This window comes from Idiomarina sp. H2, from assembly GCF_004364275.1.
GTDB classification, from domain to species: domain Bacteria; phylum Pseudomonadota; class Gammaproteobacteria; order Enterobacterales; family Alteromonadaceae; genus Idiomarina; species Idiomarina loihiensis.
The window spans coordinates 165,273-190,461 of record NZ_SNZY01000005.1; the positions used below are offsets into that span (position 1 = coordinate 165,273).

At 47.7% G+C, this 25,189-nt stretch carries 22 protein-coding genes; 5 read left to right on the top strand and 17 right to left on the bottom strand.

Going from position 1 to position 25,189, the window contains the following annotated elements:
• Positions 1 to 2: 2 nt before the first annotated feature.
• Genes ptsN through mgtE form a run of 4 tightly spaced genes read left to right on the top strand, consistent with a single transcriptional unit; the run spans position 3 to position 2,947 of the window.
• Positions 3 to 473, top strand: coding sequence for a PTS IIA-like nitrogen regulatory protein PtsN (ptsN, locus tag DET62_RS08310; RefSeq protein ID WP_011233655.1), 471 nt, complete (start codon positions 3 to 5; stop codon positions 471 to 473).
• Positions 464 to 1,315, top strand: coding sequence for an RNase adapter RapZ (gene rapZ, locus DET62_RS08315; RefSeq protein ID WP_011233654.1), 852 nt, complete (start codon positions 464 to 466; stop codon positions 1,313 to 1,315). Before ptsN ends, rapZ begins: the two co-directional genes overlap by 10 nt.
• Positions 1,308 to 1,583 carry an HPr family phosphocarrier protein gene (locus tag DET62_RS08320; RefSeq protein ID WP_011233653.1) on the top strand — a complete coding sequence of 92 codons (276 nt, stop codon included), beginning with the start codon at positions 1,308 to 1,310 and terminating at the stop codon, positions 1,581 to 1,583. Before rapZ ends, DET62_RS08320 begins: the two co-directional genes overlap by 8 nt.
• Positions 1,584 to 1,585: 2 nt before the next feature.
• Positions 1,586 to 2,947: a magnesium transporter gene (gene mgtE, locus DET62_RS08325; RefSeq protein WP_011233652.1), complete on the top strand. Its 1,362-nt coding sequence runs from the start codon at positions 1,586 to 1,588 to the stop codon at positions 2,945 to 2,947.
• 12 nt (positions 2,948 to 2,959) lie between these two features.
• On the opposite strand, the gene pmbA is transcribed toward mgtE, so the two are convergent.
• Positions 2,960 to 4,306 (bottom strand): metalloprotease PmbA, encoded by a 1,347-nt coding sequence (pmbA, locus tag DET62_RS08330; protein WP_110013568.1) that lies wholly within the window; start codon positions 4,304 to 4,306, stop codon positions 2,960 to 2,962.
• 54 nt (positions 4,307 to 4,360) lie between these two features.
• Between pmbA and yjgA the strand changes: the two genes are divergently transcribed.
• A complete protein-coding gene (gene yjgA, locus DET62_RS08335; protein ID WP_011233650.1) occupies positions 4,361 to 4,876 on the top strand; it encodes a ribosome biogenesis factor YjgA in 516 nt (171 codons plus the stop codon).
• A gap of 15 nt (positions 4,877 to 4,891) precedes the next feature.
• Here the strand turns inward: yjgA and tldD are convergent, their stop codons facing one another.
• From tldD to DET62_RS08415, 16 genes are all read right to left on the bottom strand, one after another.
• Positions 4,892 to 6,313, bottom strand: a complete 1,422-nt coding sequence (gene tldD, locus DET62_RS08340; protein WP_110013567.1) for a metalloprotease TldD — start codon at positions 6,311 to 6,313, stop codon at positions 4,892 to 4,894.
• Entirely contained in the window at positions 6,310 to 7,137 is an 828-nt protein-coding gene (locus DET62_RS08345; RefSeq protein ID WP_227016355.1) for a carbon-nitrogen hydrolase family protein, read from the bottom strand. Before DET62_RS08345 ends, tldD begins: the two co-directional genes overlap by 4 nt.
• The gene (locus DET62_RS08350; RefSeq protein ID WP_110013565.1) at positions 7,079 to 10,948 is read right to left on the bottom strand and encodes a YhdP family protein; all 3,870 of its coding nucleotides are present in this window, start codon (positions 10,946 to 10,948) and stop codon (positions 7,079 to 7,081) included. The genes DET62_RS08345 and DET62_RS08350 overlap by 59 nt, the downstream gene beginning before the upstream one ends.
• 5 nt (positions 10,949 to 10,953) lie before the next feature.
• Positions 10,954 to 12,423 (bottom strand): ribonuclease G, encoded by a 1,470-nt coding sequence (gene rng / locus DET62_RS08355; protein WP_011233646.1) that lies wholly within the window; start codon positions 12,421 to 12,423, stop codon positions 10,954 to 10,956.
• On the bottom strand, positions 12,413 to 13,009 hold the full coding sequence (locus DET62_RS08360) for a Maf family protein (RefSeq protein WP_110013564.1): 597 nt from the start codon (positions 13,007 to 13,009) through the stop codon (positions 12,413 to 12,415). The genes rng and DET62_RS08360 overlap by 11 nt, the downstream gene beginning before the upstream one ends.
• The gene (mreD, locus tag DET62_RS08365) at positions 13,009 to 13,494 is read right to left on the bottom strand and encodes a rod shape-determining protein MreD (RefSeq protein ID WP_110013563.1); all 486 of its coding nucleotides are present in this window, start codon (positions 13,492 to 13,494) and stop codon (positions 13,009 to 13,011) included. The genes DET62_RS08360 and mreD overlap by 1 nt, the downstream gene beginning before the upstream one ends.
• On the bottom strand, positions 13,491 to 14,348 hold the full coding sequence (gene mreC / locus DET62_RS08370) for a rod shape-determining protein MreC (RefSeq protein ID WP_011233643.1): 858 nt from the start codon (positions 14,346 to 14,348) through the stop codon (positions 13,491 to 13,493). Before mreC ends, mreD begins: the two co-directional genes overlap by 4 nt.
• A 3-nt stretch (positions 14,349 to 14,351) precedes the next feature.
• The gene (locus DET62_RS08375; protein ID WP_011233642.1) at positions 14,352 to 15,395 is read right to left on the bottom strand and encodes a rod shape-determining protein; all 1,044 of its coding nucleotides are present in this window, start codon (positions 15,393 to 15,395) and stop codon (positions 14,352 to 14,354) included.
• Between the two features lie 59 nt (positions 15,396 to 15,454).
• Entirely contained in the window at positions 15,455 to 17,314 is a 1,860-nt protein-coding gene (locus DET62_RS08380) for a formylglycine-generating enzyme family protein (protein WP_110013562.1), read from the bottom strand.
• A gap of 197 nt (positions 17,315 to 17,511) precedes the next feature.
• On the bottom strand, positions 17,512 to 21,798 hold the full coding sequence (locus DET62_RS08385) for a DUF6701 domain-containing protein (RefSeq protein WP_110013561.1): 4,287 nt from the start codon (positions 21,796 to 21,798) through the stop codon (positions 17,512 to 17,514).
• Positions 21,798 to 22,298 carry a Type II secretory pathway component gene (locus DET62_RS08390; protein WP_110013560.1) on the bottom strand — a complete coding sequence of 167 codons (501 nt, stop codon included), beginning with the start codon at positions 22,296 to 22,298 and terminating at the stop codon, positions 21,798 to 21,800. Before DET62_RS08390 ends, DET62_RS08385 begins: the two co-directional genes overlap by 1 nt.
• Complete coding sequence (locus DET62_RS08395) at positions 22,288 to 23,043, bottom strand: prepilin-type N-terminal cleavage/methylation domain-containing protein (protein WP_110013559.1); 756 nt, start codon at positions 23,041 to 23,043, stop codon at positions 22,288 to 22,290. Before DET62_RS08395 ends, DET62_RS08390 begins: the two co-directional genes overlap by 11 nt.
• The gene (locus DET62_RS08400) at positions 23,043 to 23,561 is read right to left on the bottom strand and encodes a type II secretion system protein (RefSeq protein ID WP_110013558.1); all 519 of its coding nucleotides are present in this window, start codon (positions 23,559 to 23,561) and stop codon (positions 23,043 to 23,045) included. The genes DET62_RS08395 and DET62_RS08400 overlap by 1 nt, the downstream gene beginning before the upstream one ends.
• A complete protein-coding gene (locus tag DET62_RS08405; RefSeq protein WP_110013557.1) occupies positions 23,551 to 23,973 on the bottom strand; it encodes a prepilin-type N-terminal cleavage/methylation domain-containing protein in 423 nt (140 codons plus the stop codon). Before DET62_RS08405 ends, DET62_RS08400 begins: the two co-directional genes overlap by 11 nt.
• Before the next feature lie 52 nt (positions 23,974 to 24,025).
• Complete coding sequence (locus DET62_RS14595) at positions 24,026 to 24,526, bottom strand: type II secretion system protein (RefSeq protein WP_110013556.1); 501 nt, start codon at positions 24,524 to 24,526, stop codon at positions 24,026 to 24,028.
• Positions 24,527 to 24,556: 30 nt separating this feature from the next.
• Positions 24,557 to 25,150 (bottom strand): prepilin-type N-terminal cleavage/methylation domain-containing protein, encoded by a 594-nt coding sequence (locus DET62_RS08415; RefSeq protein WP_231378617.1) that lies wholly within the window; start codon positions 25,148 to 25,150, stop codon positions 24,557 to 24,559.
• Positions 25,151 to 25,189: the final 39 nt, after the last annotated feature.

The following is a 25,189-nucleotide window of genomic DNA, read 5'->3' on the forward strand; positions in this document are numbered from 1 at the left end:
CCATGCAACTGAGTGAATTGTTAAGCCCCGACTGCACCAAGTGTGCAGTCGAGGGCGCAAGTAAAAAGCGACTACTTGAAACCATTAGTCAAATCGTAGCCCCTAAGCTGTCTGGCATTACCCGTCATGACATTTTTGAGAGCCTGTTAAACCGTGAGCGTTTAGGCAGTACGGGAATTGGCTTAGGTATCGCAATTCCTCATGGCCGCTTACCTAATGCGAATCATCCGGTAGCGGTATTACTGACCTTAGACGAACCTATCGAATTCGATTCTATTGACAACCAGCCTGTCGATATTATCTTCGCGCTTCTGGTTCCGGAATCAGAGCACGAGAACCATCTACAAACATTGGCCACAGTGGCCAGAAGAATGAACGACAAAGACTGTACTCGCGCACTGCGCCACGCAGATTCTGATAAAGCGTTATATCAATTATTTGTGGGCGAAGGTGAGCAGTCGCCATGCAACTGATCATTGTTAGTGGTCGCTCCGGCTCAGGTAAGACAATTGCTCTGCGCGTACTGGAGGACTTAGGCTTTTATTGCGTTGATAATTTACCCATAAGCCTGCTACCAACTCTGGTGCATGCAGTCATAGAGCAGTATCAAAAAATAGCCATTAGCATTGATGTTCGCAACTTACCGGAGCACTCCGAAGAGCTACTGGACTCTCTGAGCTTTTTGCCAAAAGGCGTTGAACCGGAAATTCTGTTTATTGACTCTGACGACAACACCTTACTAAAGCGTTTTGGCGAGACTCGTCGCCTGCATCCGTTATCGCAAAAAGAACTGCCTCTGCTAGAAGCGCTTCAGGCCGAACATAAAATGCTTGAACCCATTATGGAACGCGCAACCTGGCGCCTGGACAGCAGTGATTTATCGCTGCACCAATTAAGCGAACAGGTCACTGAGCGGGTGCTGGGACGAGCGGATAAAAAGCTGATTATTGTGTTTCAGTCTTTTGGCTTTAAATATGGTTTACCCAAAGACGCTGACTTTGTCTTTGATGCGCGCATTTTACCTAATCCGCACTGGCAACCCGAGCTTAAGCTGCTTACCGGTCTGGATACCGACGTGCAGATTTTCTTTCGTCAGGAACCTTTGGTGACTAAATTTATTTATCAGCTAGAAAACTTTCTTGATACCTGGTTGCCACACTTCCAGCGCAGCAATCGAAGCTACCTGACCATAGCTACCGGTTGTACCGGTGGTCAGCACCGCTCGGTTTATATTTCTCAGCAGTTAGCCGAGCGTTTTGAACAGAAAGCTGTAAAAGTTCAGGTAAGACACCGGGAACTGAAAACCCATGGATAAAGTTTGCAGAAAGCTAATTATTCGCAATAAACTAGGCTTGCACGCACGTGCGGCAACAAAGTTAGCGCAATTAACGCAGGAATTTGAGTCAGACATTACTGTCACTCAGGGTGAGCAATGCGTTAACGCTGCCAGCGTTATGTGCCTGATGCTACTGGCCAGTCAACAGGGAAAAACTGTTGAAGTCTGTGCCGAAGGAAAAGACGCACAAGCAGCACTGGATGCCGTTAGTGCTTTGTTTGAAGATCGCTTCGAGGAAGACGAGTAAGCATGATTGCAGAGCTTTCCGACAAAGAATATGCCATGCAGCGCATTCAGGAGGTTAACTCCGCGCTATCCGATGGCATGTTCGTTGCTGCACGCCGTATGCTGCATAATATGCCGGCATGCGACGTGGCGTTGCTGTTGGAATCCTCACCCCCCAAAAGCCGTTCCATTGTTTGGAAACTGGTTGACGTAGATGAACACGGCGAGATTCTTGAAGAACTGAACGAAGAGGTTCAGAAAGACATTATTCGTCAAATGGCGCCGGAGAATCTTGCGGCGGCCACCGAAGGCATGGACACCGATGACCTTGCCTACGTTTTGCGGGGCTTACCTGAGCCAGTCTATCAGCAAGTTCTGAAGTCCATGGACGAAAGCGACCGGGAACGTGCGGAAACCGCGCTCTCATATGCCGAAGACAGCGCCGGTGGTATCATGAACACCGATACCATCACCTTGCGCTCGGACGTCACTATTGATGTTGTGTTGCGTTATTTACGCCTTAAAGGTGAGCTGCCCGAAGCCACCGATAAACTCTACGTCGTGGATCGCCATGAAAAACTCATTGGCGAAATTACTTTAACCCAGTTGTTAACTATTGATCCCAGCCGTCGCATTGACGAAATTATGTCGGCCGACATTACCACCATCCCCGTGACTATGGATGAAACGGAAGTCGCAAAACTGTTCGAGCGTCATGACTGGGTATCTGCGCCGGTCGTCGACAATGAGCAGCAGCTGGTAGGTCGTATTACCATCGATGACGTGGTCGATATTATCCGCGAAGAAGCCCAACACTCCATGTTGAGTATGGCGGGCCTGGAAGATGACGAAGATACCTTCGCTCCGGTATTAAAAAGTACCCGCCGCCGTACCGTATGGTTGGCGGTAAACCTGGTTACTGCCTTACTGGCCGCCATGGTCAGCTCATTATTTGAAGACATACTGGCACAAATGGCTGTACTGGCTATTTTAAACACCATTGTACCCAGTATGGGCGGCATAGCCGGTAGCCAGACATTAACTCTGGTCATACGAGGTATGGCTCTGGGACACATAGGCACCAGTAACTCCCGATGGCTTATCGGTAAAGAGCTGGCTATTGGTTTCTTAAACGGCATTATCTGGTCGGTACTGATTGCGGCAGTCGTCGCACTGTGGAAGCAAGACTGGCTGGTTGGCGGTATTATTGCCTTTGCCATGATGATGAACCTAGTCGCAGCCGCTTTAGCCGGTGCGACCATTCCGCTGGTTCTTAAGCGCTTTAATATTGACCCCGCGCTGGCTGGCGGGGTCATTCTGACGACTGTCACTGACGTGGTCGGTATCTTTGCCTTCCTTGGCTCAGCAACCTTGTTACTGTCTTAGAGACCTGGCTTTTTAATTGCCGGCAATACTCATTTGCTCTAATAACACTGAGCCGGTATGCAGCGCATGGCGTTCGTCGGTGTCATTCCCTATGGCAACAATGTTCGCCAGCATGTCTTTTAAGTTACCGGCAATGGTCACTTCTTCTACCGGATACTGAATTTCACCGTTCCCAACCCAGAAGCCGGCAGCGCCACGTGAGTAATCACCGTTGACCATATTTACGCCCTGCCCCATCAATTCGGTTACCAGCAAGCCCGTACCCATTTTTTTGCATAACTGCGCTAACGAGTTGTCCTGCTGTGTCACTCGCCAGTTGTGGATACCACCTGCGTGACCCGTAGGCTGCATATCCAGTTTGCGTGCAGCATAGCTGGTTAACAGATAGGTTTGCAGCACCCCGTCGGTAATAATTTCCCTATCCTTTGTCGCCAAACCTTCTGCATCGAACGGCGAGCTCGCCAGGCCACCGATAATATGTGGTTTTTCCTGAATGCTCAGCCATTCTGGCAGCACCGGCTTGCCTAAATGGTCGAGCAGAAAACTGGATTTGCGGTACAAATTGCCACCGCTTATAGCACTGACCATATGACCAAACAAACTCCCTGCCACATCAGCCCGGAAAATAACCGGTACTTTAGCTGTTGGTACTTTGCGTGCACCCAAGCGCGACAAGGTTTCTGCGGCGGCCTCTTCGGCAACACTCTCGGCAGATTTTAATTCGTGCATTTTGCGGGCAACAGAATAACTCATGTCGCGCTGCATTTTGTCGCCCTCTTTGGCTATCAGAACGCAACTAAGGTTATGTCGCGACTGTAAGTAACCGCCAATAAAACCGTGACTATTCCCATAAACACGAAAACCCGTGTGGCTGCCGTAATGCGCGCCGTCTGAGTTAACAATGCGCTCATCCAGGTTCAGGGCGTGTTTCTCACAAGCCAGTGCCTGCTTTATGGCATACTCTGCGCTCTGGTCACCGGGATGACACAAGTCTAAATCCGGTACATCGGTCGCCATTAATTCGGCCGGAGCCAAACCATTGTATGGATCCGGAGAGGTAGAACGGGCAATATCACAAGCCTTGTCGACGGCAGCGCTAATGGCCTGTTCCGACAGGTCTGTAGTCGATGCCGAACCTTTCTGGTTGCCTCTATACACGCTAATGCCCAGCGCCCCATCCTGATTAAACTCGACGGTTTCGACTTCGCCCAGGCGGGTCCCGACCGAAATACCGGAGCTGTGACTGATTGAGCATTCAGCAGAACTGACGCCTTTTGCTTCAGCCAGTCGCAGTGCTTCTTTAACAGCACTTTCTACCTGCTTCATTTGAACCTGTAAGTCACTCAGTTGTACTATCAAAAAACTCTCCTCACTGCTAAACTGACGGCTTTGTAGCGCTAATGAATCGAACTTATGCCGAAACGCCCAGCCGAAAATCCTGAACAATCTGACGACTTCGTCAGCAAGTCCCAAAAAAAACGCGAAATGGCTGAACGCCAGGAGCTAGGGACTCAACTTGTCAATTTAACTGACAGCCAGTTAGCAAAAATGCCACTGGATGATGAGCTGCGCGATGCCGTTTTACTTGCCCGTAAAATTCGTAACAAGCACGAAGGCTACCGACGCCAGCTTCAATTTATTGGCAAGCTCATGCGCTTACGTGATATCGCGCCTATTGAGCAAGCCTTAAATAACTTAAAAAATGCGCATCAGCAGCAAACATCCATTTTTCACGAGATTGAAACAACTCGCGATAAACTGCTGCATGAAGGCGACGATGCTCTACAAGAATTCATTGAAGAGCACCCTCATGCTGACCGCCAAAAATTGCGTCAGCTTATTCGTCTTGCCGAAAAACAGCGGGCTGAACAAAAACCGCCTGTCGCTGCCCGTCAGCTGTTTGTTTATTTACGTGAACTGCTCGGTTAATACCGGGCAACTCACTTATTCGGTACCGCCAACCGTCATTGAATCCAGTTTCAGCGTCGGTTGCCCAACACCTACGGGTAGACTCTGCCCGTCTTTGCCGCAAACACCAACACCTTCGTCCAGCGACAGGTCGTTACCCACCATAGACACCTGAGCCATAGCTTCTGGTCCGTTACCAATAAGTGTTGCACCCTTTATCGGTGTGGTAATTTTACCGTCTTCAATTAAATAAGCTTCAGATGCTGAGAACACAAACTGTCCGGAAGTAATATCGACCTGACCACCGGCAAATTGCGGTGCGTAAATACCCTTTTTCACGCTGCCAATGATGTCTCCCGGACTACTTTCTCCGGCGAGCATATACGTATTGGTCATTCGCGGCATAGGTAAGTGAGCGAAACTTTCACGGCGACCGTTTCCGGTGGTTGCCTGACCCATTAGACGCGCATTCATTTTGTCCTGCATGTAACCACGCAATACGCCATTTTCTATCAATACGTTATAGCCACTGGGTGTGCCTTCGTCATCAATACTCATTGAGCCACGGCGATCATTCAGAGTTCCGTCATCGACAATAGTACAAAGCGGTGAAGCCACCTGTTGGCCAATTTTGCCGGAATAGGCAGACGAGCCTTTACGGTTAAAGTCGCCCTCCAGCCCATGTCCAACCGCCTCATGCAGCAGCACGCCCGGCCAACCAGAGCCCAGTACCACAGGCATATTGCCTGCAGGTGCAGGTTTCGCTTCTAAGTTCACGAGTCCTTGACGTACGGCTTCTTCCGCAAAACGCTGCCAGCGGGCATTGCCGGACGCTTCATCAAGGAAAAACTCATATCCTACACGCGCTCCACCACCGGCACTGCCGCGCTCGCGGCGACCGTTTTGCTCGGTAATAACAGAACAGTTCAGACGAATTAGAGGTCGCTTATCAGTAGCCAACGTGCCGTCTGTCGCAGCAACTAAAACTTCGTCGTAACTGCCGCTCAAACTAACCACCACCTGGCTTACACGTGAGTCCTGTGCCCGCGCGTGCGCATCAACTTTTTTCAGCAATTCAATTTTTTCGTCTTCAGACAAAGTATCCAGCGGATTCAGCGCTTCATAGCGCGACTTAGCCTGCACCGACTTCAGGGCTTCAACCTTTTTGCTTTGCCCCTGACGCGCTATGCCGCGGGCCGCTTCGCTAGTGCGCTGTAACGCTTTTAATGTAATCTCATCGGCATAAGCAAAGCCAGTTTTCTCGCCCTGTACAGCGCGCACACCCATACCCGTTTCAATATGAAACGCGCCGTCTTTAATAATGCCATCTTCCAGCACCCACGACTCGTTGACACTGTGTTGTAAATAGATATCGGCAAAGTCAATATCACCGCTGTATAGCGTGGATAAGGCCTTGCTTATGTCGTCTTGTGACAATTCGTAGTCAGTTAGTGTCATGTCTTTTGTACAACCTCAAATTGATTTTGTTGCGCCACCGGCATTTGTTTTCGTATGGATTCAATATCCGCTACGTCAACGCTGACAGAAACAACACCTTCATCCAGTTCCTGTTCTGCCAGTATTTCACCCCAGGGGCTGACAATAATTGAATGGCCAAACGTTTCACGACCATTTGCGTGCTCCCCCACCTGACCCGGTGCCACGATAAAAACCTGTTGCTCAATGGCGCGGGCGCGAACCAACGCATGCCAGTGAGCTTTTCCGGTAACCTGAGTAAATGCAGAGGGTAAAACAATGATTTGGGAGCCAGCCTGACGCAATGCTCTGAATAACTCTGGAAAGCGCAGATCATAACATACTGCCATGCCAACCACACCAAAGTCCGTTTCTGTGGTTACCACATTACTGCCCGGCTGAGTCCACTTTGACTCGCGGTATTCCTTAGTATTATCAGCCACATCAACATCAAACAAATGAATTTTGTCGTAGCGATTGAGAATAGCGCCATCGGGGCCAAAAAGAATAGATGCCGCGGAGAATCGCTCACCGGCATCTACCGGCAGTGTACCGCCGACCAGATAAACCTCGTGCTTTTTCGCTAAGGCAGCCAGCTGTTTCTGCACCTCACCATCCTTGTAAGGTTCAGCCATCGCTAACTGCGCACGGTCACCGGCACCGAAGCAACTAAAGGCTTCAGGCAGCACCACCAGTTGCGGACGTGCGGCAGGAAGTTGTTCCAGCAGTTTAGCAACAATGGCTAAATTATCTTGCGGATCCGGGCGACTGCTCATTTGCAGCGCCGTCAGTTGCACTTGTGTCATCGTCTGCCTCTGAATCGGTTGAGTTCTCTTCCAATTCTGGCAAATCAACCGGGCGGCTGTCACGTTCTATTTCTTCAACCACCGGTTCATCAATAGTACCGGTGACCTGATAACGCAGACGCGAAATCACTTTCGCATCGTGCAGTACTTTGTCGATGAACAACGCAGCCAGGCCGCTGGGCGGGTTTACCATCCAGGCAAGAATAATCGGTAGGCTGGAAGTGACCTTCGGCGCATAGGTCAGGTTATAATTTAGCTCACCAGTTTTCATATTGGTCCAGCCACGAATATCCATATCTCCTGCGGATCCCAGTAATCTTGCATCTTCGGTGGTCGCAACACCGTTTTCGATCTGAACACTGCCAGTTAGGTCAGTAAAAAACATTCCCTGCGAAAAAATATCACGAAAATCTAAAGTCAGCTTTCGGAGAATACTGTCCAGGCTCAATAACGAAAAAATACGCGCGCCGCCGTCACTCACTTCGGCCAGATAGCCTTTTTCTAAATCCCAGACCACTTCCCCGCTCAGCGAACTCCAGTCTGGTTGATACAAGTGGTCACGCCAGTTTAAGTTAAAGTCAATAACGGCAGCACTGTCTCTTACTGCCGTTTCCAGACCATAGTCACGTAATAAATCACCAAGGTCTCCAGCCTCCAAACGTCCCGAAAGCGCACTTAAAGCCTGCTCGTCTGTGTAGCGCCAATAACCTGTTACAGCCAACTCATCACTACCCTTTTTAAGAGCCATTTTTTCTATACTGAAGCCGTCTTCAAGCGGAGCAAGTACTAACTCAACTTCGCCTAACTCATGCTCGTCAATACGACAACTGCGACAGAAAAAGTTAAGTGCGGGTACTTTCTCGAGCCAATTCCAGTCTGTCTTCTCGGTGGCTTCCGGAAGCTCAACATTGCTGCTTAACGCCAAATAATCCGCTCTTACGGTTATCCCTTGCTGTACAAAGCTTTCCGGAATGGTCGCGCTTAGCACCGCATTCTTAGCATCCACCCGGGCCTGCCAGACTGAGTTTTCTGGCCACACCTGGATATCCGCCTGAGCAAATTTCTGCTGTCCCCACTGTAACTGAGGCGTCTCAATACGAATGGAATCGGGCAACCACCCTTCCCCACTACCACTTTCAGTATCAACGTTTGAATCCCCGGCCAACGCATAAAGTACTGAGTACCACCGTCCGATATCTGCATGCGGAAGCTGTGCGTTTATCGCAAAGCCGTTAACCAGTTCATTCGCAGAGTTCACTTCACCAATATCCAGTCTGGCCATTTGCCAGCCTCCACTGCCCGGCTGCCAGCGACTATCCCAGTTAAGGCGCTGGTCAATACTTGCTCGTAAACGCAGTTCTTCTCCAGTCCCATTGAGCTGAACCGACAGTTGCCAGTTATCTCCAAAATCTTTTTGCAACGGCGCTGGAAGCGATGTCTCAAGACCGGTCAAATCAAACTGAGACTCCAACGCAACGCCGACATCGTCTGCGTTAAAAGTTAACTGGAGATTAGCTTCACCATTTACCGCTCCGTAGAAAAACGGTTTCCACTGTGGATAAGGCAATTGCTTAAATAAGGGTTCGCTTTGCCAGTCCAGAGTTGTATTCACATTCAGTAAGTAATCCGCCCCGTTTAGCTCTCCCGATACTTTCGTTGGTATAGGCATACCGTACCAGTTAAGGCGCAACCCTTCGGTACTAACCTTGCTGTTGTCAATCTTCAGAATACCTTCAGAAACCGTAAAATCTTGTTGTATGGCGTCAATATTAAAAGACAACCCGGCCAACGGAGCATCAACAGCGACATCGACATCTCGCGAGCTATTTAAGGGGATATCCAACTGAAAAGAACCAGAAACCTCTCCGCTCGGGTCAATTTGAATGAGCGTTTCGGTTACGCTGTCCAGCGGCGACTGCTCAAAAACAGGTAACAACGATTCACCCTTTCCACTAACACTAGCCTGAACCTGCAAGCCCTGCGAAGCATCTGCTAAGTCCTTAATTTGCGCGTCAACCCGGGTTACCTGTACATCTTCTATATGCCCTGCATCGGTAGACATGAACAAGCTTCTGTTATAAAAGTCGAGCTTTACCGGAGCATCGGCTAGCGGAAGCCAGTCTGGCTGAAACCGGTAGGTTAAATCATCGAACTCCACCCGCGCATTGAAGACACCTTGATTGGTCGCCGCCGGAAACTGAGTGACAGGGCCTCGCCAAAGTAATTCCATGCCACGAGCCCGACCGGATACTAAGGCTGCGGAAAGATAGTCTTTGACTCCCTGACCCATAATTGATGGCAGCAACTTGCGGGCCGTGTCGACAGAAAAGCCCTGTGCGGTAGAAAGCAATAAGTCAATTTGTGGTGTTGTTTCACTGTCGCCGGACAAACCGCCACTGCCGGTAAGCTGAAAGTCGTCTCGCCGAAGTTGGAGCTGCTCTAAATTTACCCGCCAGTTATCAGCTTGTAACAACCAGGAGCCGGACAAATTAAAAGTATCAATATCCCACGCTTGCTTACCGGAAAGACTGTTTCCCGTAAGGCTAACGTTGTCACCTTCTACTTGCCACAAACCGTGATTCGACAAGCTGCTTATACTGACATCAAGGCCATTAAAACCAGGCCAGCGCTCATTTCCGTCGGCCGACAGGTTGTGGCTTTTTACAGACCATTGCTGGCCGGAGACAGGATGCAGGCGATAGCGCACGCTGGCCTTACCCTTTAACCCCAGGCTCATGACCGATTCCGCTGATATATTAAAAGGCAGCAGAGGTAGTAACCCGGTAACCTCATCAATCGCGATATTATCCACACTGATATCGTGGATCTCATCCAGTTGCTGCCAGGCTATACGCGGTAATTCAAGATGACCTACCGAGGTATTTACTGTCATTGGCATACTGTTGAGTAGCCAGCCATTTTCTTCCGGCCGCAGCACAATTTCTCCCTCGGGTAACTGCAACCAGTTAAGTTCTTCGGAATTATTGTCTAACCAGGTAATACGGTTGTCTCTTAACTTAACTAATCCTTCAAATAATTGACCATTACGAACATCGAGCCAACCCGTAAAGTTTACGTTTGAAGCTTGTACGTCAATGTCGCCCAGTTGCTCTTCAAGCCAGGGACTGATATCAACGTTCTGTGAATTAACATAGAACTGACCATTAAACTCCGACCAGCGATCACCGCGCAAATCAATAATGAAATCCAGGCTATTAGTCGCAAAGTCTTCCATCCGGAATTGGCCAATCCCCTGGTGCTTTTTGCCTTCATTGGTCCAGGACAGTCGGTCAATATCAATTTCTCGCGTTACGCCCCGCAAGTTTGTCAGTAGCAACTCACCATTATTCAGTGAAAACTTCTCTAATTGCTGCAGGAATAAGCGGTTAACGTAGTCTAAATCTAATTTCTCAGCTTCGTTAGCTGCCGAGAATTTGCGTATATCTACCGCTATGCGGGCGTCATTAAGAATAAACTGCTGCGCAATGAGCTGTTGATCCAGTAAAGTTTTCCAGAAATCGAGTACCACATGAACCTTACCAACACGAACTTGCACAGGCGACTGCTCGCGTTCCAGCAAAACTAAATTATCCAGCACAATGGAAGGGCCTTCCCGGGTCCAGGCCATAGATAAGTCACTAATGCTCACGGGTTGCTGGAAACGAGCCTCCAGCTGTTGTTCAAGTGGTTCGGTCAAATCGGGCAGGTATGGCAGGCTGTAACGCAATAAACTCAGGCCGACAGCAACCAGCACCAGCACAATAGCCAGCGTTAGCCAGAGTTTGTTCAAAATCCACGACAGTGTCCGCATGCGCCTTACATCATTACTACGTCGAATTGTTCCTGATTATACAGAGGTTCGGTTTGTATTTTTATTTGACGCGAAACAAACAGCTCAAGTTCAGCCAGCGCATGAGATTCTTCGTTAAGTAAGGCTTCACTTACCTGTGCAGAGGCATAAACAACGAACTTATCGGCTTCATAAGCTTTATGAACCCGGACAATTTCACGCATAATTTCATAACAGACGGTTTCAACCGTCTTCATGCTGCCGCGCCCCAGACAAACCGGACACTCCGAGCACAAAACGTGCTCCAGGCTTTCTCTGGTGCGTTTCCGGGTCATTTCCACTAACCCAAGCGAGGTAAAACCATTAATGGTTGTTTTTGCACGATCTTTGCCTAACGCCTGTTCAAGGCTGTGCAATACCCGTCGCTTATGCTCCTCGTCCTGCATATCGATAAAATCAATAATGATAATGCCGCCAAGGTTCCGTAGCCGCAATTGACGAGCTATCGACTGCGTGGCTTCGATATTGGTATTAAATATGGTTTCTTCCAAATTACGGTGACCAACAAACGCACCTGTATTGATATCGACCGTGGTCATTGCTTCAGTCTGATCAATGATCAGAGAGCCCCCCGATTTCAAATCAACCCGACGATCGAGCGCTCGCTGCATTTCATTTTCGACGTCAAATAAGTCGAAAATAGGCCGGTCACCGGTGTAATACTCAAGTACTTTCGTTAGTTCGGGAATAAAATCCTGAGTAAACACTTTGAGCGTATCGAAGGTGACTTTGGAGTCGACCCGAATGCGCTCTATTTCTTCGCCGACAAAGTCACGCAATACACGACAGGAAAGATTCAGATCTTCGTACAGCATGCCCACTTTGCGTTGAGACTTTTTCCGCGCCTTTATTTTCTCCCACAACCGGAACAGAAAGTCAGCATCGCCCCGCAGCGACTGATCTGAGGCACCTTCTGCCGCTGTACGAACAATGAATTTTCCGTCGCTTTTACTGACCTCTTCTGCCAACTGCCGCAAACGTTCCCGCTCCTCGCCTTCTTCAATGCGCTGAGAGACGCCTACATGGTCACTCTTAGGCATAAAGACCAGGTACCGTGACGGTAGGGTGATGTCGGTGGTTAAACGCGCTCCTTTGGTTCCCAAAGGGTCTTTAACCACCTGCACCATAATATGTTGCCCCTGATGCACTAGTTCAGTGATGCTTTGTTGCGGCTTTTCGTCAGGTCGGGGTAAATCATCACCATCCACCTGAACGACAATGTCCGAGGCATGTAAAAAGGCCGCTTTGTCGAGGCCAATATCAATAAACGCCGCCTGCATTCCCGGCAACACCCGTGATACCTTCCCCATGTAGATGTTACCAACTAAGCCACGCTTTGCCTGACGTTCAATATGGACTTCCTGTAGGATGCCATTTTCAACAAGCACTACACGAGTCTCTGTGGGGGTCACATTCATTAGGACTTCAACGCTCATCGACTTCACCTGTCATTTCAAACATCCGCAATAACTGTTCAGTTTCATATAAAGGTAAGCCAACTACAGCAAAGTAGCTACCCTCAATACGTTTTACAAATTTTCCGCCATAGCCCTGAATACCATAGCCAGCCGCTTTATCATGAGGTTCACCGGTTGCCCAGTAAGCATCTATTTCTTCCTGGCTCAGTGCGGCAAACTCCACCTGCGTTGTTACTAAAGCCGTTTCGCGGGCAACCACTCGGTGACTATTCCAGTGGCAAACACTAACTGATGTCAGAACCTGATGTGTCTGACCGGAAAGCTGCTTCATCATTTGACTGAAATGTTCATAACTCTCTGGTTTTTCCAGCACTTGCCCCTTAAAGCTTATCAGGGTATCAGAACCAATCACCAAGCAGGGAGTTTGTTGGCGTTGTGACACAGTCTGAGCTTTTTCTTCCGCCAGGCGAGTCACATAGTCACCGGCATTCTCATTAGCCCCTCGTAGCTCCTCTACTTCCGGAACTTCGCAATCAAAGGGTCTATGCAATAGCGTTAGCAGCTCTCGCCGACGGGGAGAAGAAGAAGCGAGCAGCAGGCGCATTACACCACTCCGAATTGACGACGAACTTTTCGCAGTAACGGAAATACCCATAACCAAAAAACAGCTGAAGTGAGTACTGGCCAGAAGTAAGAGAACGTAAATTCAGCGTCGTGCAAAAACACATTAGCTTCAAACACAACAAAGCGCTTAATAAAAATCAGCACGGCAATAACCAATGCTTGCTGTATTAAAGCAAAATTGCGAATACGCTGAAAATGACGTGCCGCAAAATAAGTGACAACGACCATACCTAAAGCATGAACACCGACAATAGAACCCAGTAATATATCGCTCAGCACGCCGAGCACTAAAGCGGTTCCCATATTTACCCTGTGCGGCAAGGCAATTATCCAGTACAACATAACCAAAGTTGGCCAGTCAGGCCGAAAGGTATCGAATGCAGCCGGCATTGGCATAACCATCAGAGTCAGAGCAATGGTGTAGGTTATCAACAACGTAATGAAGCCGGGTTTTATCACGATCATTCCTCGTCCTCATCAAAAATAGGTTGCTGCTCGCCGTCGCTTGGCCACAACAATAGAACATTACGAACGCGGTCAAGCGCACTGACGGGATCCGCTATCACTTTAGCAAAAGGGAGAGATTCATCTCTGACAATCTGTCGAATTGTTGCCACCGGATACCCCTCAGGAAATATGCCCCCTAACCCCGAAGACATTAGGAGATCCCCTTCTTTTAGCTCTGTGCTGTGAGGAATAAACATCAACTCCAGCCGTCCGATATCGCCGGTTCCCTGCGCCAGTACACGAATATCATTGCGCTCTGAACGCAAAGATATCGCATGACTCTGGTCTGAGAGTAGCAATACACGAGCGGTATTACCGCCTACATCCTGCACTTGTCCAATAATGCCATTGCTGTCTAGTACGGGCTGGCCTTCATACACTCCGCTCAGCGTGCCTTTATTAATAACCAGTTGCTGGGAAAACGGCTCTGAGGCAACGGCGATGACCTCGGCAACCATACGCCGGACTGAGTCGCGGGCGTCTGAACCAAGAAGTTCCCGTAGCCGTTTATTCTCGTTCTGAAGAAAGCGAAGTTGCTGTTGCTCACCCTGTAATTCCAGAATAGCCCGCTTTAGCCGCTTATTTTCATCGCTTAACTGCGACGTGGTTTTTAATGATTCGGAGACACCGTCCAGCAGCTGTTCTGGCAAAATAGCCAAATACTGAACCGGAGCCACCAGAGAATTCAAAAATAGCCGAACCGGCTTCATTGCCTGAAGCCGGTGGTCAATAAAGATCAGCAGAAACGAACAGGCTAGTGCGAGCACTAGCCTGGAGAGTAAGGATGGACCGCGGGCAAACAGCGTCTTCATGAATTACTCATAACTGAATAAATCACCACCATGCATATCAATCATTTCCAGAGCTTTACCGCCGCCTCGTGCAACACAAGTTAGCGGATCATCAGCAATAATAACCGGAATGCCTGTTTCTTCCAGAAGCAAACGGTCGATGTCTTTCAGTAACGCACCACCACCAGTTAACACCATGCCGCGCTCGGATATGTCCGATGCAAGCTCTGGTGGAGACTGCTCCAGCGCAACCATAACTGCACTGACAATACCCATTAAAGGTTCCTGCAAAGCTTCCAGAATTTCATTACTGTTAAGAGTAAATGAACGCGGAACACCTTCAGCAAGGTTGCGTCCACGAACTTCTATTTCTTTCAGTTCTTCGCCCGGGAATGCAGAACCAATTTCGTGCTTGATACGTTCAGCAGTTGCATCACCAATAAGTGCACCGAAGTTACGGCGAACATAGTTAATAATGGCTTCGTCAAATTTATCACCACCAATACGAACCGATGATGAATAAACCACACCATTTAATGAAATAATGGCAACTTCCGTTGTACCACCACCAATATCAACCACCATTGAACCCGTAGCTTCAGACACTGGTAAGCCAGCACCGATAGCAGCGGCCATTGGCTCATCAATTAAGTAGACCTCACGCGCACCGGCACCCAGTGCAGATTCGCGAATAGCACGACGTTCTACTTGAGTTGATCCGCATGGAACACATACCAGAACACGAGGGCTAGGTCGGAAATAGTGGCTGTCGTGCACTTGTTTAATGAAAAACTGGAGCATTTTCTCGCACACATAGAAGTCTGCAATAACACCGTCTTTCATAGGACGAATGGCACGAATGTTTCCTGGCGTACGACCCAGCATTTGTTTTGCTGCTGCACCAACGGCGGCGATAGATTTTGGCCCGCCTGAGCGTTCCTGACGAATGGCAACAACAGACGGCTCGTTCAGAACGATACCCTCATCTTTGACGTAGATAAGCGTATTCGCTGTTCCCAGGTCAATAGAAAGGTCGTTTGAAAAAAGGCCGCGAATTTTTTTAAACATGAAGCGGTATATCCCTACTTATAAGCTAACAGAGTGACAGCAAAGAGCGCAGTAAGTACTTACTGAGCTCTTACAACACGGAATCCAATGTAGTTGGAGTTAAAATCTGACGGAAGTTCCATTTTTGTCGAAACTCTTGCCAAACTTGGTGTAAAGTTCCAGGCTCCGCCCTTAACTACAACACCCTCATCGGTTTCAGCCCACTCCCAGACGTTACCGACAGTATCGTATAGTCCCCAGGGGTTACGATGAAAACTAGCTACCGGAGCTGGACGTGTATTTGACCAATCTGTTCCACAGTTACGGCAGTTTGCTTTGCCATAACCAACATCATTTCCCCACCAGAAATCGGTTTCCGACCCGGCGCGTGCAGCGTATTCCCATTCCGCTTCAGTGGGAATGCTGTATTTAAAACCACTTTTTTGAGTTAACCATTCAGCATAAGCCTGTGCGTCGTTATAACTGACGCAAACCACCGGAGAGCTTTCAGACTGTTTGAATCCAGGATTTTTCCAGCTCAGCTTTTCATTAAACTGAGGGCGACCATTACTTAGGCTTGCGCAAGTACCGTTTTTCTCTGCCTCTGTGACATAAGCGGTATCTTCTACAAAGTTGCCAAACTGCTCAACCGTAATTTCAGTATCAGAAATACCCAATGCGGTTGGAATTTCACGCGTCTCTGCCGGACGTTCGTTTGGTAAACCATTTCCGACCAGGTCACCCATTTTAAATTTACCCGCAGGAACGACAACCAATTCAGGACCACGAACATCGCGATACAGAATATCCTGAATTTTTTCGCCGCGAGTAAAAGAGTAATCCGACTTCTCTAATTCAGCCCGAATAGCGGTAGCGTCTTTTAGTAAGATTTTCTCCGCATAGGCAGAGTAACCATACTTAAGAATTTCAATCTGATGTTCACCACCCGGGAGCATAACCTCCAGCGGGGTAGAACCATAGCTAACACCATCGATAACAACTTCATCGTCATACACGTTAGAGCGTATGGTTAACGGGTGCATGACGGAGCTATCAACCGTTTCCTCATCACCCGCTTGCAGCTCCCCCGGCCGTTGCTCCGACGCACAATAGCGCATATCGACATTTAGCAACGTACAAGCCTGGCTTTTCGGCAACTGACCACGCAGTTCAACCGCCAGTTTGACACCGTAGTTACCGGCACCGCTAAAGCCATTACTGACCGTTTTAGAACCTAGAATTTGTACATTCGGACTGGCTTTTTCAATGTTTTCGCGAGCCAGAGAAGCCTCACTTAAACCATCCAGAATGGTATCAAGATACTGTTTCGATGCTTTTTGCTTAGCCATGAGTTTGCCGCGATTTTCACACTGTCCCAGTGTTTCCTGGCGGTCACAGCTAATTGACTGACTCACTTCAAGTTCGCCAGTACGGTTAAATTCATTTTCTAAGCGACCAACACGCGCTAAATTGCGTTGCTCTTTTAGCGTCTCAATTTCATTAATAAGGCTATGTTTGCTCACACGCGCTTCTTCTACTTCGCGCGCTTTCTCACTAACCAGACTCACTTGCTGCTTAATGTCTGCTTTATTCTGCTGGTGAGCCATAACAGCTTGCTTGTACGCTTCTTGAGCGCCAGCAATATCAATTGTTGGGTCTTCCACCAAACGTTGGTAGCGGTCATTCATTTCCGCCAGTGCTGATTCGCGTTTCGTTTCCAGTTCGCTATTGCGCTCACGCAAGTTTTGTAACTTTTCCCGCAGATCCCGCTCTTCTTGCTGAAGCGTGTTTACGGTGCCAGAAAAGTTTTCAAAATCGCTCTCTAGAGTCGAAATTTGGTTAGCAATTTCTTCGACAGTCATCTCCTGCTGAGCAAGAGCCGTCGAGGCGAATGTCAATGTAGAGGCCATTACCAGGGCCAGTCGAGCCAATCGCATCATGTTTCCATTCCAAGCTTGAAAAAATAACAAAGCGGCGTAAAAGCCAAAGCTGTAGTCGCACTATCGTTATTGTAATAATTATGAACGTTCGTCAACGTCCGCATTTTTCGTTTAAACTCTGCTTTATGCTATTTGCTTGTTAACAAAAGAGCAAGAGGCATTGTCATCGAATTGTCGATTAATCGTTATAATTCGTTCTACCAACCCACTTCCTGCCAGTAAATTTGCCGGTCGCGGCCCCGGTAAATACCGAATGTACCTTCGGCCATGGGGTTATCTTGGTAGTTACTGTCGCCGTCCCAATCGTATTGCAAAAATGAAGGAACAGTCAGCTCGAAAGTAAATTCGGCTGCAGAACCATAAGCTTGCCAGCGCAACAGGTCTTCCATTGGACTATATGCTTCCTGCAATTCACCTTCAGCCAAACTGACCGAGTCCGGCGTATCTGACAGCTCAATAGATTCAGTGTCTAAGCTTATAACCGGATCCTTTGTAGGATCGATAGCCGATAGGACATCGAGTTTGGATACTGAGACAGTAAAGCAGTTATCATTAGTATTTATGACGAAATTATCACCATTCCAAAACTGGGCTCGACCAGACAGCGGAAGATCATCAACTTCGGCGCCAAAGATATTATCTAAAACAAAGCGCCCGTAAAGTAACTTTACACTATCATACAGTTTGAATGCTGGTGCCTGGGCAGCCGCCGGAAGATTAGACTCTGTTATTATCGAATAATAATTGTCGCCTTCGCTATCATTAAACTGAATTCCCAATTTATAGTCTTCATAAGGGCCTTCTTCTGCAATGTTTCGGCGGTAAGTAACAGACGGAGCTGGCAACTTGAACGTAGCCGTTCCCGCGCTATCTTCATTCTGCCCCCATTCAAGTTCAACGTCTGTTGCAAACAGTTGGCCTGGGTTCAACGGTTCAGGACTACCATTTGCGCCATTAAACGGATAAAACTCCAATTCACCCTCAACAACGTCTGTCGGATAATTCTTAGTCGTTTCACCATTTTTATTTACCGCTGTTAAGGCAAAGCTTGGTCCTAATAGCTGCGCCTCCCCGATATAATAAAATTCGTCGCCCTGGCCTGCATTATTCCGGTTACAGACACCGCTGAAACCACCGAAAGTTTCCATTTGAAATTCGTAAGGAATAAACCTTCCTATCTCACTCTCGGTTGTCAACATAACTGGAGAACCGTGGTAGCCAGGCAAATAATTCTGGCTTCCTATATATGCAGTTACCCGAGTTGAACCGACTTCAGTATAAGTCAGCCCCGAATTTGTAAAGATTCCGGCTCCATCTTTAGTAAACCCATCAGCATTCGTTATTTCACCGTTATAAGATTCTACCGCCTCAGTCTGAGCCATAAGCTGTAATGTTTCAGGATTGGCTTCGTTACCAAAGTTTGGTGTTACATCACCTTCATCATTAATCGCGGCAAGCCGCGCGGTGAAAACGTCTCCGGCTTTGGCTAAGATAGTTCCCTCGTAATTGCTTGAGGCATCCTGACTGGCTTCCACATCAATACTTGCAGGCCGCCAAACAAAAGCTTCTGACGTCCCTCTTAGTGTTTTCCCGTTAGGTAAAGTCGCTTGCGCTGTTAAATTGATAGCACCAGCGTCTTTATAGTTGATTTCCAGAGGCGCTTTTCCGTCAGTAAAGCTAACACTGATGTTACTGGTGTTATTTTCTGTCACCTCGATTTCATTAACAGACGCCCCCATCAAACATTGGTCAGGGTCAACACAGTTCATACTCATAGATACCGAGTTCAAAGGCTGCGTCACAGCCTGGCAAGCCAGTGTCTGACTGTTCGTTTCCACTGCGCGCAATTGTAGGTTGCTAAAAGGCACGGCTGACACCTGTGACGGAATATCAGTGTCCTCAAAGTTATCCCCACTAGTGAAAATGAATCCGGTATCACTAAACTCAATATTACAGCTCTCCGACAAGTTGCCATTAACTAAACAGCGTATCGGGTTCTGCGGGAGCGGTAAGGTTCCTGTAGTTTCAACAGCTAGAGGATAAATGCCGGCATTAGTCTGCTCCAGGCTTGTACTACCCACAGGAGAAGCCGAAACAGGGTTCGTTGACCAGTCGCCAGCCGTAGAATTTAGCTGAACGGTGCTACTCCCCTCATACAGTTCAGAGCAGTTGGCATTGGCACAGGCGGTAACCTCAATATCAGCAGCCGCGCAGGTCAATGCCGGGCTGTTATAGGACAGCTGGTAATGATGCACTGGCGACACGGGTGGAGCCGTATCAGAAGCTCTGCAAAAATTACCACCGGCAATGGGTTCTACAGGCGCCTGATAATTCACCTCGGGGTCAAAAAAGCCGAAGTTACCTGTAGCAAAGCTTCTCCCGCCAACACTCACTCCGCCGGTTACCTCTGATGTCTGCCAAAAGAAGAAACTACGCTCAAAAAGAAAATTACCAGCAACGTATATGTACCCGTTAAACTGCACATCCTGCTCTAACGTCAAATCACCCGTTACAATCAGCATCATTTCATTAGCATTACCGCCAACATTAATACGACGCCCCGATTGAATAGTCACATCGCCATCAATATAGACACGTGAGGTTTGCCCATTGGTTGTGTAATTAAAGCCAGTGTTACCGAAGTTTCCGGTACGTAAGTAATCAATTGGCTGCAACTGCGCGGGAAGCTGCGTATTGTAGGAGCGATCAGGTAAATCAAAAGGTTTGGGAACGTTATTAGGCACTTCAAAAGCAACAGGCCAGACATCTTCACAAAGTGGCCGTTGATCATTGCAAGGTCGCGTAATGCTTTTTAATGTTGTCACGTCACTTTGGGTGAGAACCTTGTCATCAATAAAAACCTCATCAATTTCGCCGTAGAAACTGTTTTCCCCGGTTCCTTGTCCGCCAATATACAAACGGGGGGCAACAGCGTTCAAATTAGATGACCCATTAAATGAGGTTTGATCTGCCTGTTGCCCGTCAATATACAGAGTTAAACGACGTGCATTACGGTCATAGGAAGCCGCCAAATGATGCCAGTTATCGTCCAGCAAATTTGTTTGCCCTTGTCGCGTGTTACCTGCCTCGACATTAACAATTTCGCCGTTATTTCGGCGTATTTCAAAATAGAGTCCGCCACCATCGCGGGTGTCCTGCCGGTAAACTTCGAAACGTCCGGAAGCCCCCTCAGTAGGTCCGTTACCTATCACTAAAAGACTCTGGTAACGATCCGACTGATTTTGCCCAGTAGCACTGCCTTTAAACCAAAACGCAACACTTACAGATTCAGCATTAGCAATTGACTGAGCGTTATCTACGCGCACTGCGTTATCACCATTAAATTTGCCATAACGGCAGGTGCCTGCGATTGCCGGATTAAACCCTGAAGTATTTGCACCTCTTAATGCTTGCCCGTGCAGCCCGTTGCCGGAAATATCCAGAACCTCACCAAACTGCCCTCTCCACTCGACTTGATCAAAAGCCCAGTAACCAAGCCCGTCTAACGGCTGGTCGGGCGGTTCACTCCCGCAAGGCCCTTCGTTGTTGTTGATGTCACAGGTTTCTCCCTGAACATTACTTTCGTCAATAATCTGCGGGGCATTCACATAGCCTGTTACCGTGCTTGAGTTAGGAATGGTGACCCTGTCAGTAGCGTTAATATTTCCATCAACAATATTCGCTCCATCCAGCGTTACGCTACCATCTGCATCAATATCACCATTTACATCGGAGCCGTATCTAAGTGTTACGTCGTCGCCGGCAATAATATTGCCATTAACGGTGTTTTCGCCCTCTAACACAACGCGACCGTTACTGGTGATCGCCCCCTCTACGTCTGAACGAAAACGTAAAATGGTATCACCGCCACTGAAAATAGCACCGGAGACATCGTTTTGTCCTTCGAGTACGACATTCCCGTTTGTAGCGTTAAGGTTGCCATTTACCTCAGTTAAGAAGCGCACAATGACATTATCTCTGGCATCAACATTACCCGTAATACTGTTTTCACCCTGTAAAATAACGCTGCCGCTGGTCGAGCGGATGGAGCCATCAATATTTGTTCGAAACCCCACTGATACGTCGTTTGCCGCAACTAAAGAACCGGAAAAAATGTTTTCATTGGCTAGGGTAATGTTTTGCTGACTACTAATATTCGCGTTAATAACGCTTTGAAAGCCGCCGTTATATGAACCCGTAGTAGTGATTGTTAACTGCTGAGCGCCGCCATTCTCGTTAATGCGCATTTCAGAACCAAGATTAAAATTACCATCTACATTGATCACAACCGAATTATTGCCAGAAATTTGAATTCGGTCGCGGAAATTCAGATTTAACCCGTTAGGACAGGTATAGGTATTACCAGATTTAGAACACCCGGGGAGATTATTATTGGGCAGATTGTAATTGTCAGCCAGAGCGGGAAGAGACGCAAAGGCGGTTACAGAGATTATGATTAACTTAAGTGCTTTGAACAGGCTCATTAATTCTTCACTCGTGTTTCAATTTGCAGTTGGCGTGACGCTCGTTGTGCCCCTGCTTCACAGACCGCCTTAGAAGTTATAACCAAGTGAGTAAATGAGACTCCCAGCTCAACCGGTTCTTCATCGCAGTCAGAGCTAGTTGTTGTTTCGCCATCAAAGCTAAGAATTGCACAACCACAACTAATATTTACATGACATTGTTGAAGCCCAGGGGATTCATAACTGAAAGGTTCATCCTCGGGAGTAGCAATGACGCTGCAATTGGTTTCAGGCTCATCGCCCAACGAATAAACCGTCATCATCGCTTGCTCTAAACCTGACTGCGCAGCTAGATAACTGCGTGTCCCCAGCACTTCTATTACGACACTCTCAGAGGAGGTTCTTAATAAACTCGCCAATGCGGCAACTAAACCACCGAGCACAACAATAACAAACACCGCTATAACCAGTGTGCTTCCTCGCTGCTTATTAACTGATTTTAATGAGCTGTTATGGCGCATTGGGTATGTGCACCTCGCGATAATAGAAAACTTGCTCGTCAGCATTTTCGCCAAACTGAAGTTGGATGGTTACAATGTTATTGCTTTGCTGATTATTGGTGGTTACGTCAAAGGGATTATCAGAGCTAACGCCAGTCGCAATCAAGGCAGAATTTTCTATATCCCCTTCCCAATTGCGCTCTTCACGAGATAGCTCGTCACCAAACAAACAGAACCTCACTGGTTTAGCACCAATATAGGCTCGTTTTAAAGGAGATTCTTTCGCAAAACGAACCTCTTCATTAAATGTTAATTCAAATTCAATATTATTTATTTTCTCATAACTTTGAATATCAGCACGACGCCCAGAATCTGCGTAAATAAAATTAGGCCGAGTAGCATATATAAAGACTCGTTCATTTCCATTAACCTCAGTACTAAGGCTGTCAGCAAAGGTCACCAACGTCATTTCACTACCTGAGTATGGGGAAATAGGTGCATTGTAATACGTTCCAGCAACTACAATAGGAACAAACTCGATACACTGACCACTCTCACGTACGCTGTTAGGCACGGCACCACGAATTTCCCGCGTCACTCGTTCAATAGCAAAGCGGCTTTTCTCAATCGTTTGCAAACGTTCTGCACCAGTAGAAAACATTTGCGCACCAATACCCACAAACTGGAAGCTAAAACCAGCGATAATCGCCAGCAATACAATGACGATAATCAGTTCGACTAAAGTAAAACCTCGCTGCGCATTCATTACCAATTTCCTTTTATGGTGCTGAATTCGATACTTTCGCCTTGAGGTGTTGTGACAATGACTGTGATTCTTTTCAGCTTATCCTTTTCTTTATATGTAACACGCACTGACGCTTCAAAGCCATTGTAGCGATTCGGAGATGAACCGCTAAGTTCTGCACCATCGAGCCTTAAGTCATGATAGTCGTCTACGTCGTCAAACTGCTTTCTCTGACTCTCTCCGTTATCAGGCCCTAAATTAATAGGAAGAGTACACTCTACTTTTTCGTCATTTGCATCATATTCACCACAGCGCACATACTGATTACCTACATTAGAGTTTTCATCAAAACGCCGGGCCATTATTTCGTTCATTACACTTTGCCCGGCTTCTGCTGCTCTTACCTGCTGCCAGGGCTCTACGCTTTGTCGAAAAAGCAGGCCCAGACCAGACGTCACCACAAGTGTGACAATAGCAATAACCACAATTCCGGCAATCAGTTCAATAAGCGTAAAGCCCTTAGAGAAGTTATTGCGCATTAATAAAGCCCTCTTTATTAATGCTAATGACCCGGTCTATACCAGAGCTTTCCTTAAGGGTAATAGTGCAACCACCTTCACAGTCTTGAGTTGGTTGACCTAAGCCATTGAAACCTATTGTAAAATCCGCAGGTGAAAACTCTATGTCGCTATTACTTATTTGCAGGTTGTTCTCGTTATTATAAGGAGGCATACCCAATGTTGTTTGGGTTACCTGCAACTCAAGCGGTTTATCGGTGTTTTGCATCGCTTGTTGCTGAATGCTGCGCAAAATACTCATTGCCTTTTGTCGTACAACTTGGCTTTGTGTACCGGAGTTATCAAAGAAGACAGGACCAGCAGATACGGCAAGAATACCGATGATCACCAGTATGATGATGAGTTCTATGAGGGTGAAGCCTTTGGACTTCATAGCTGGCCTTAATTATGAAAGCCCGCAGAAGGTCCTGCGGGCTTCAAGTGCTTTAGCAACCGTCGTCAATTTTTTCGTACTCTGGTTTTGAACCAGCTGAAGTCGGTTCAGAGTAACGTACGAAACATCCTGAAGTGGCATCCGCTTCTGGTACACCTTGTCCCACTGCATAAATTAGCGTCGAACTTACTTCTTCCGCATCAGTACCGGTCTCATAGACAACCCCAAAGTCGCCTGCATTTATATCAAGTAGACCGTCAATCTCTACAGCATCTGGGTACCCGTAGGCTACGGCGATGTCCGTTCCGTTATTGGAAACTGTAGGAGAATTTGTGGCATCCGTAGTTTGAGACTCATCAGTGCCTTGAACCTTTGCTTTTGCATTGATTAAAGTCGACGCGCTTTGCATTGAAGCTCGCACCCCATCAAGTGTTCCCGACCGAGCATCACCCGCAAAATTAATAAACTGAGGCGCAGCCGTTACTGCTAAAATCCCCAAAACTACAATAACGATGATCAGTTCGATCAGGGTAAAACCTTTTTGATTGCGCATAATTAAAACTCTCAATTGTTGTAAAAAAACTTACTGGTTGTTGCTGTGAATACTCACGCCGCCGTTGCGTGGATTATAAACGAAAGCATTGCCCACTGTCAGATAATCATCACCCGACGGAGCTTCTGTTTCATTTTTTATGGTGTTCGCTAAATAGTAAACACACATATCGTTACCTGCTGCGCTATCTTGTGTCACGTAAGTAAAATAGCGTGTTTCGTTCAGGTTATTAAAATTGGTTGTGACCGTTGGTGCGCCCTGCAAAATAGACTGCATAACACTGACGCAGTCCGTTGCAGCTAAGTTTTCGTCATGCGCATTTGCATTGTCACCACTCACCGGATAACCGGTGCTGCCGTCTACGTAAAGCTGAATTTGGTCCATAGACACCTCAGCCCCGGCTCCCGTGCCGTTTGCCCCTTTCGGACGACCGCTAAGCTCCCATTCGCCGCGCACAATGCCAACCGCACTGGCAAAGCCACCGGCAACCCCTTCAAGGGCGGCGTCTTCAGCATCCGATGATACATCGGTGAAGCGCGGAATGGCAGCGGCTGCCAACAGGCCGAGAATGACCACGACAATAATCAGCTCGATGATGGTAAAACCCTGCTGTCTTTTACTCATTTTAGCTCTCATACTAAAACTCCAATAGAATCCATTTTA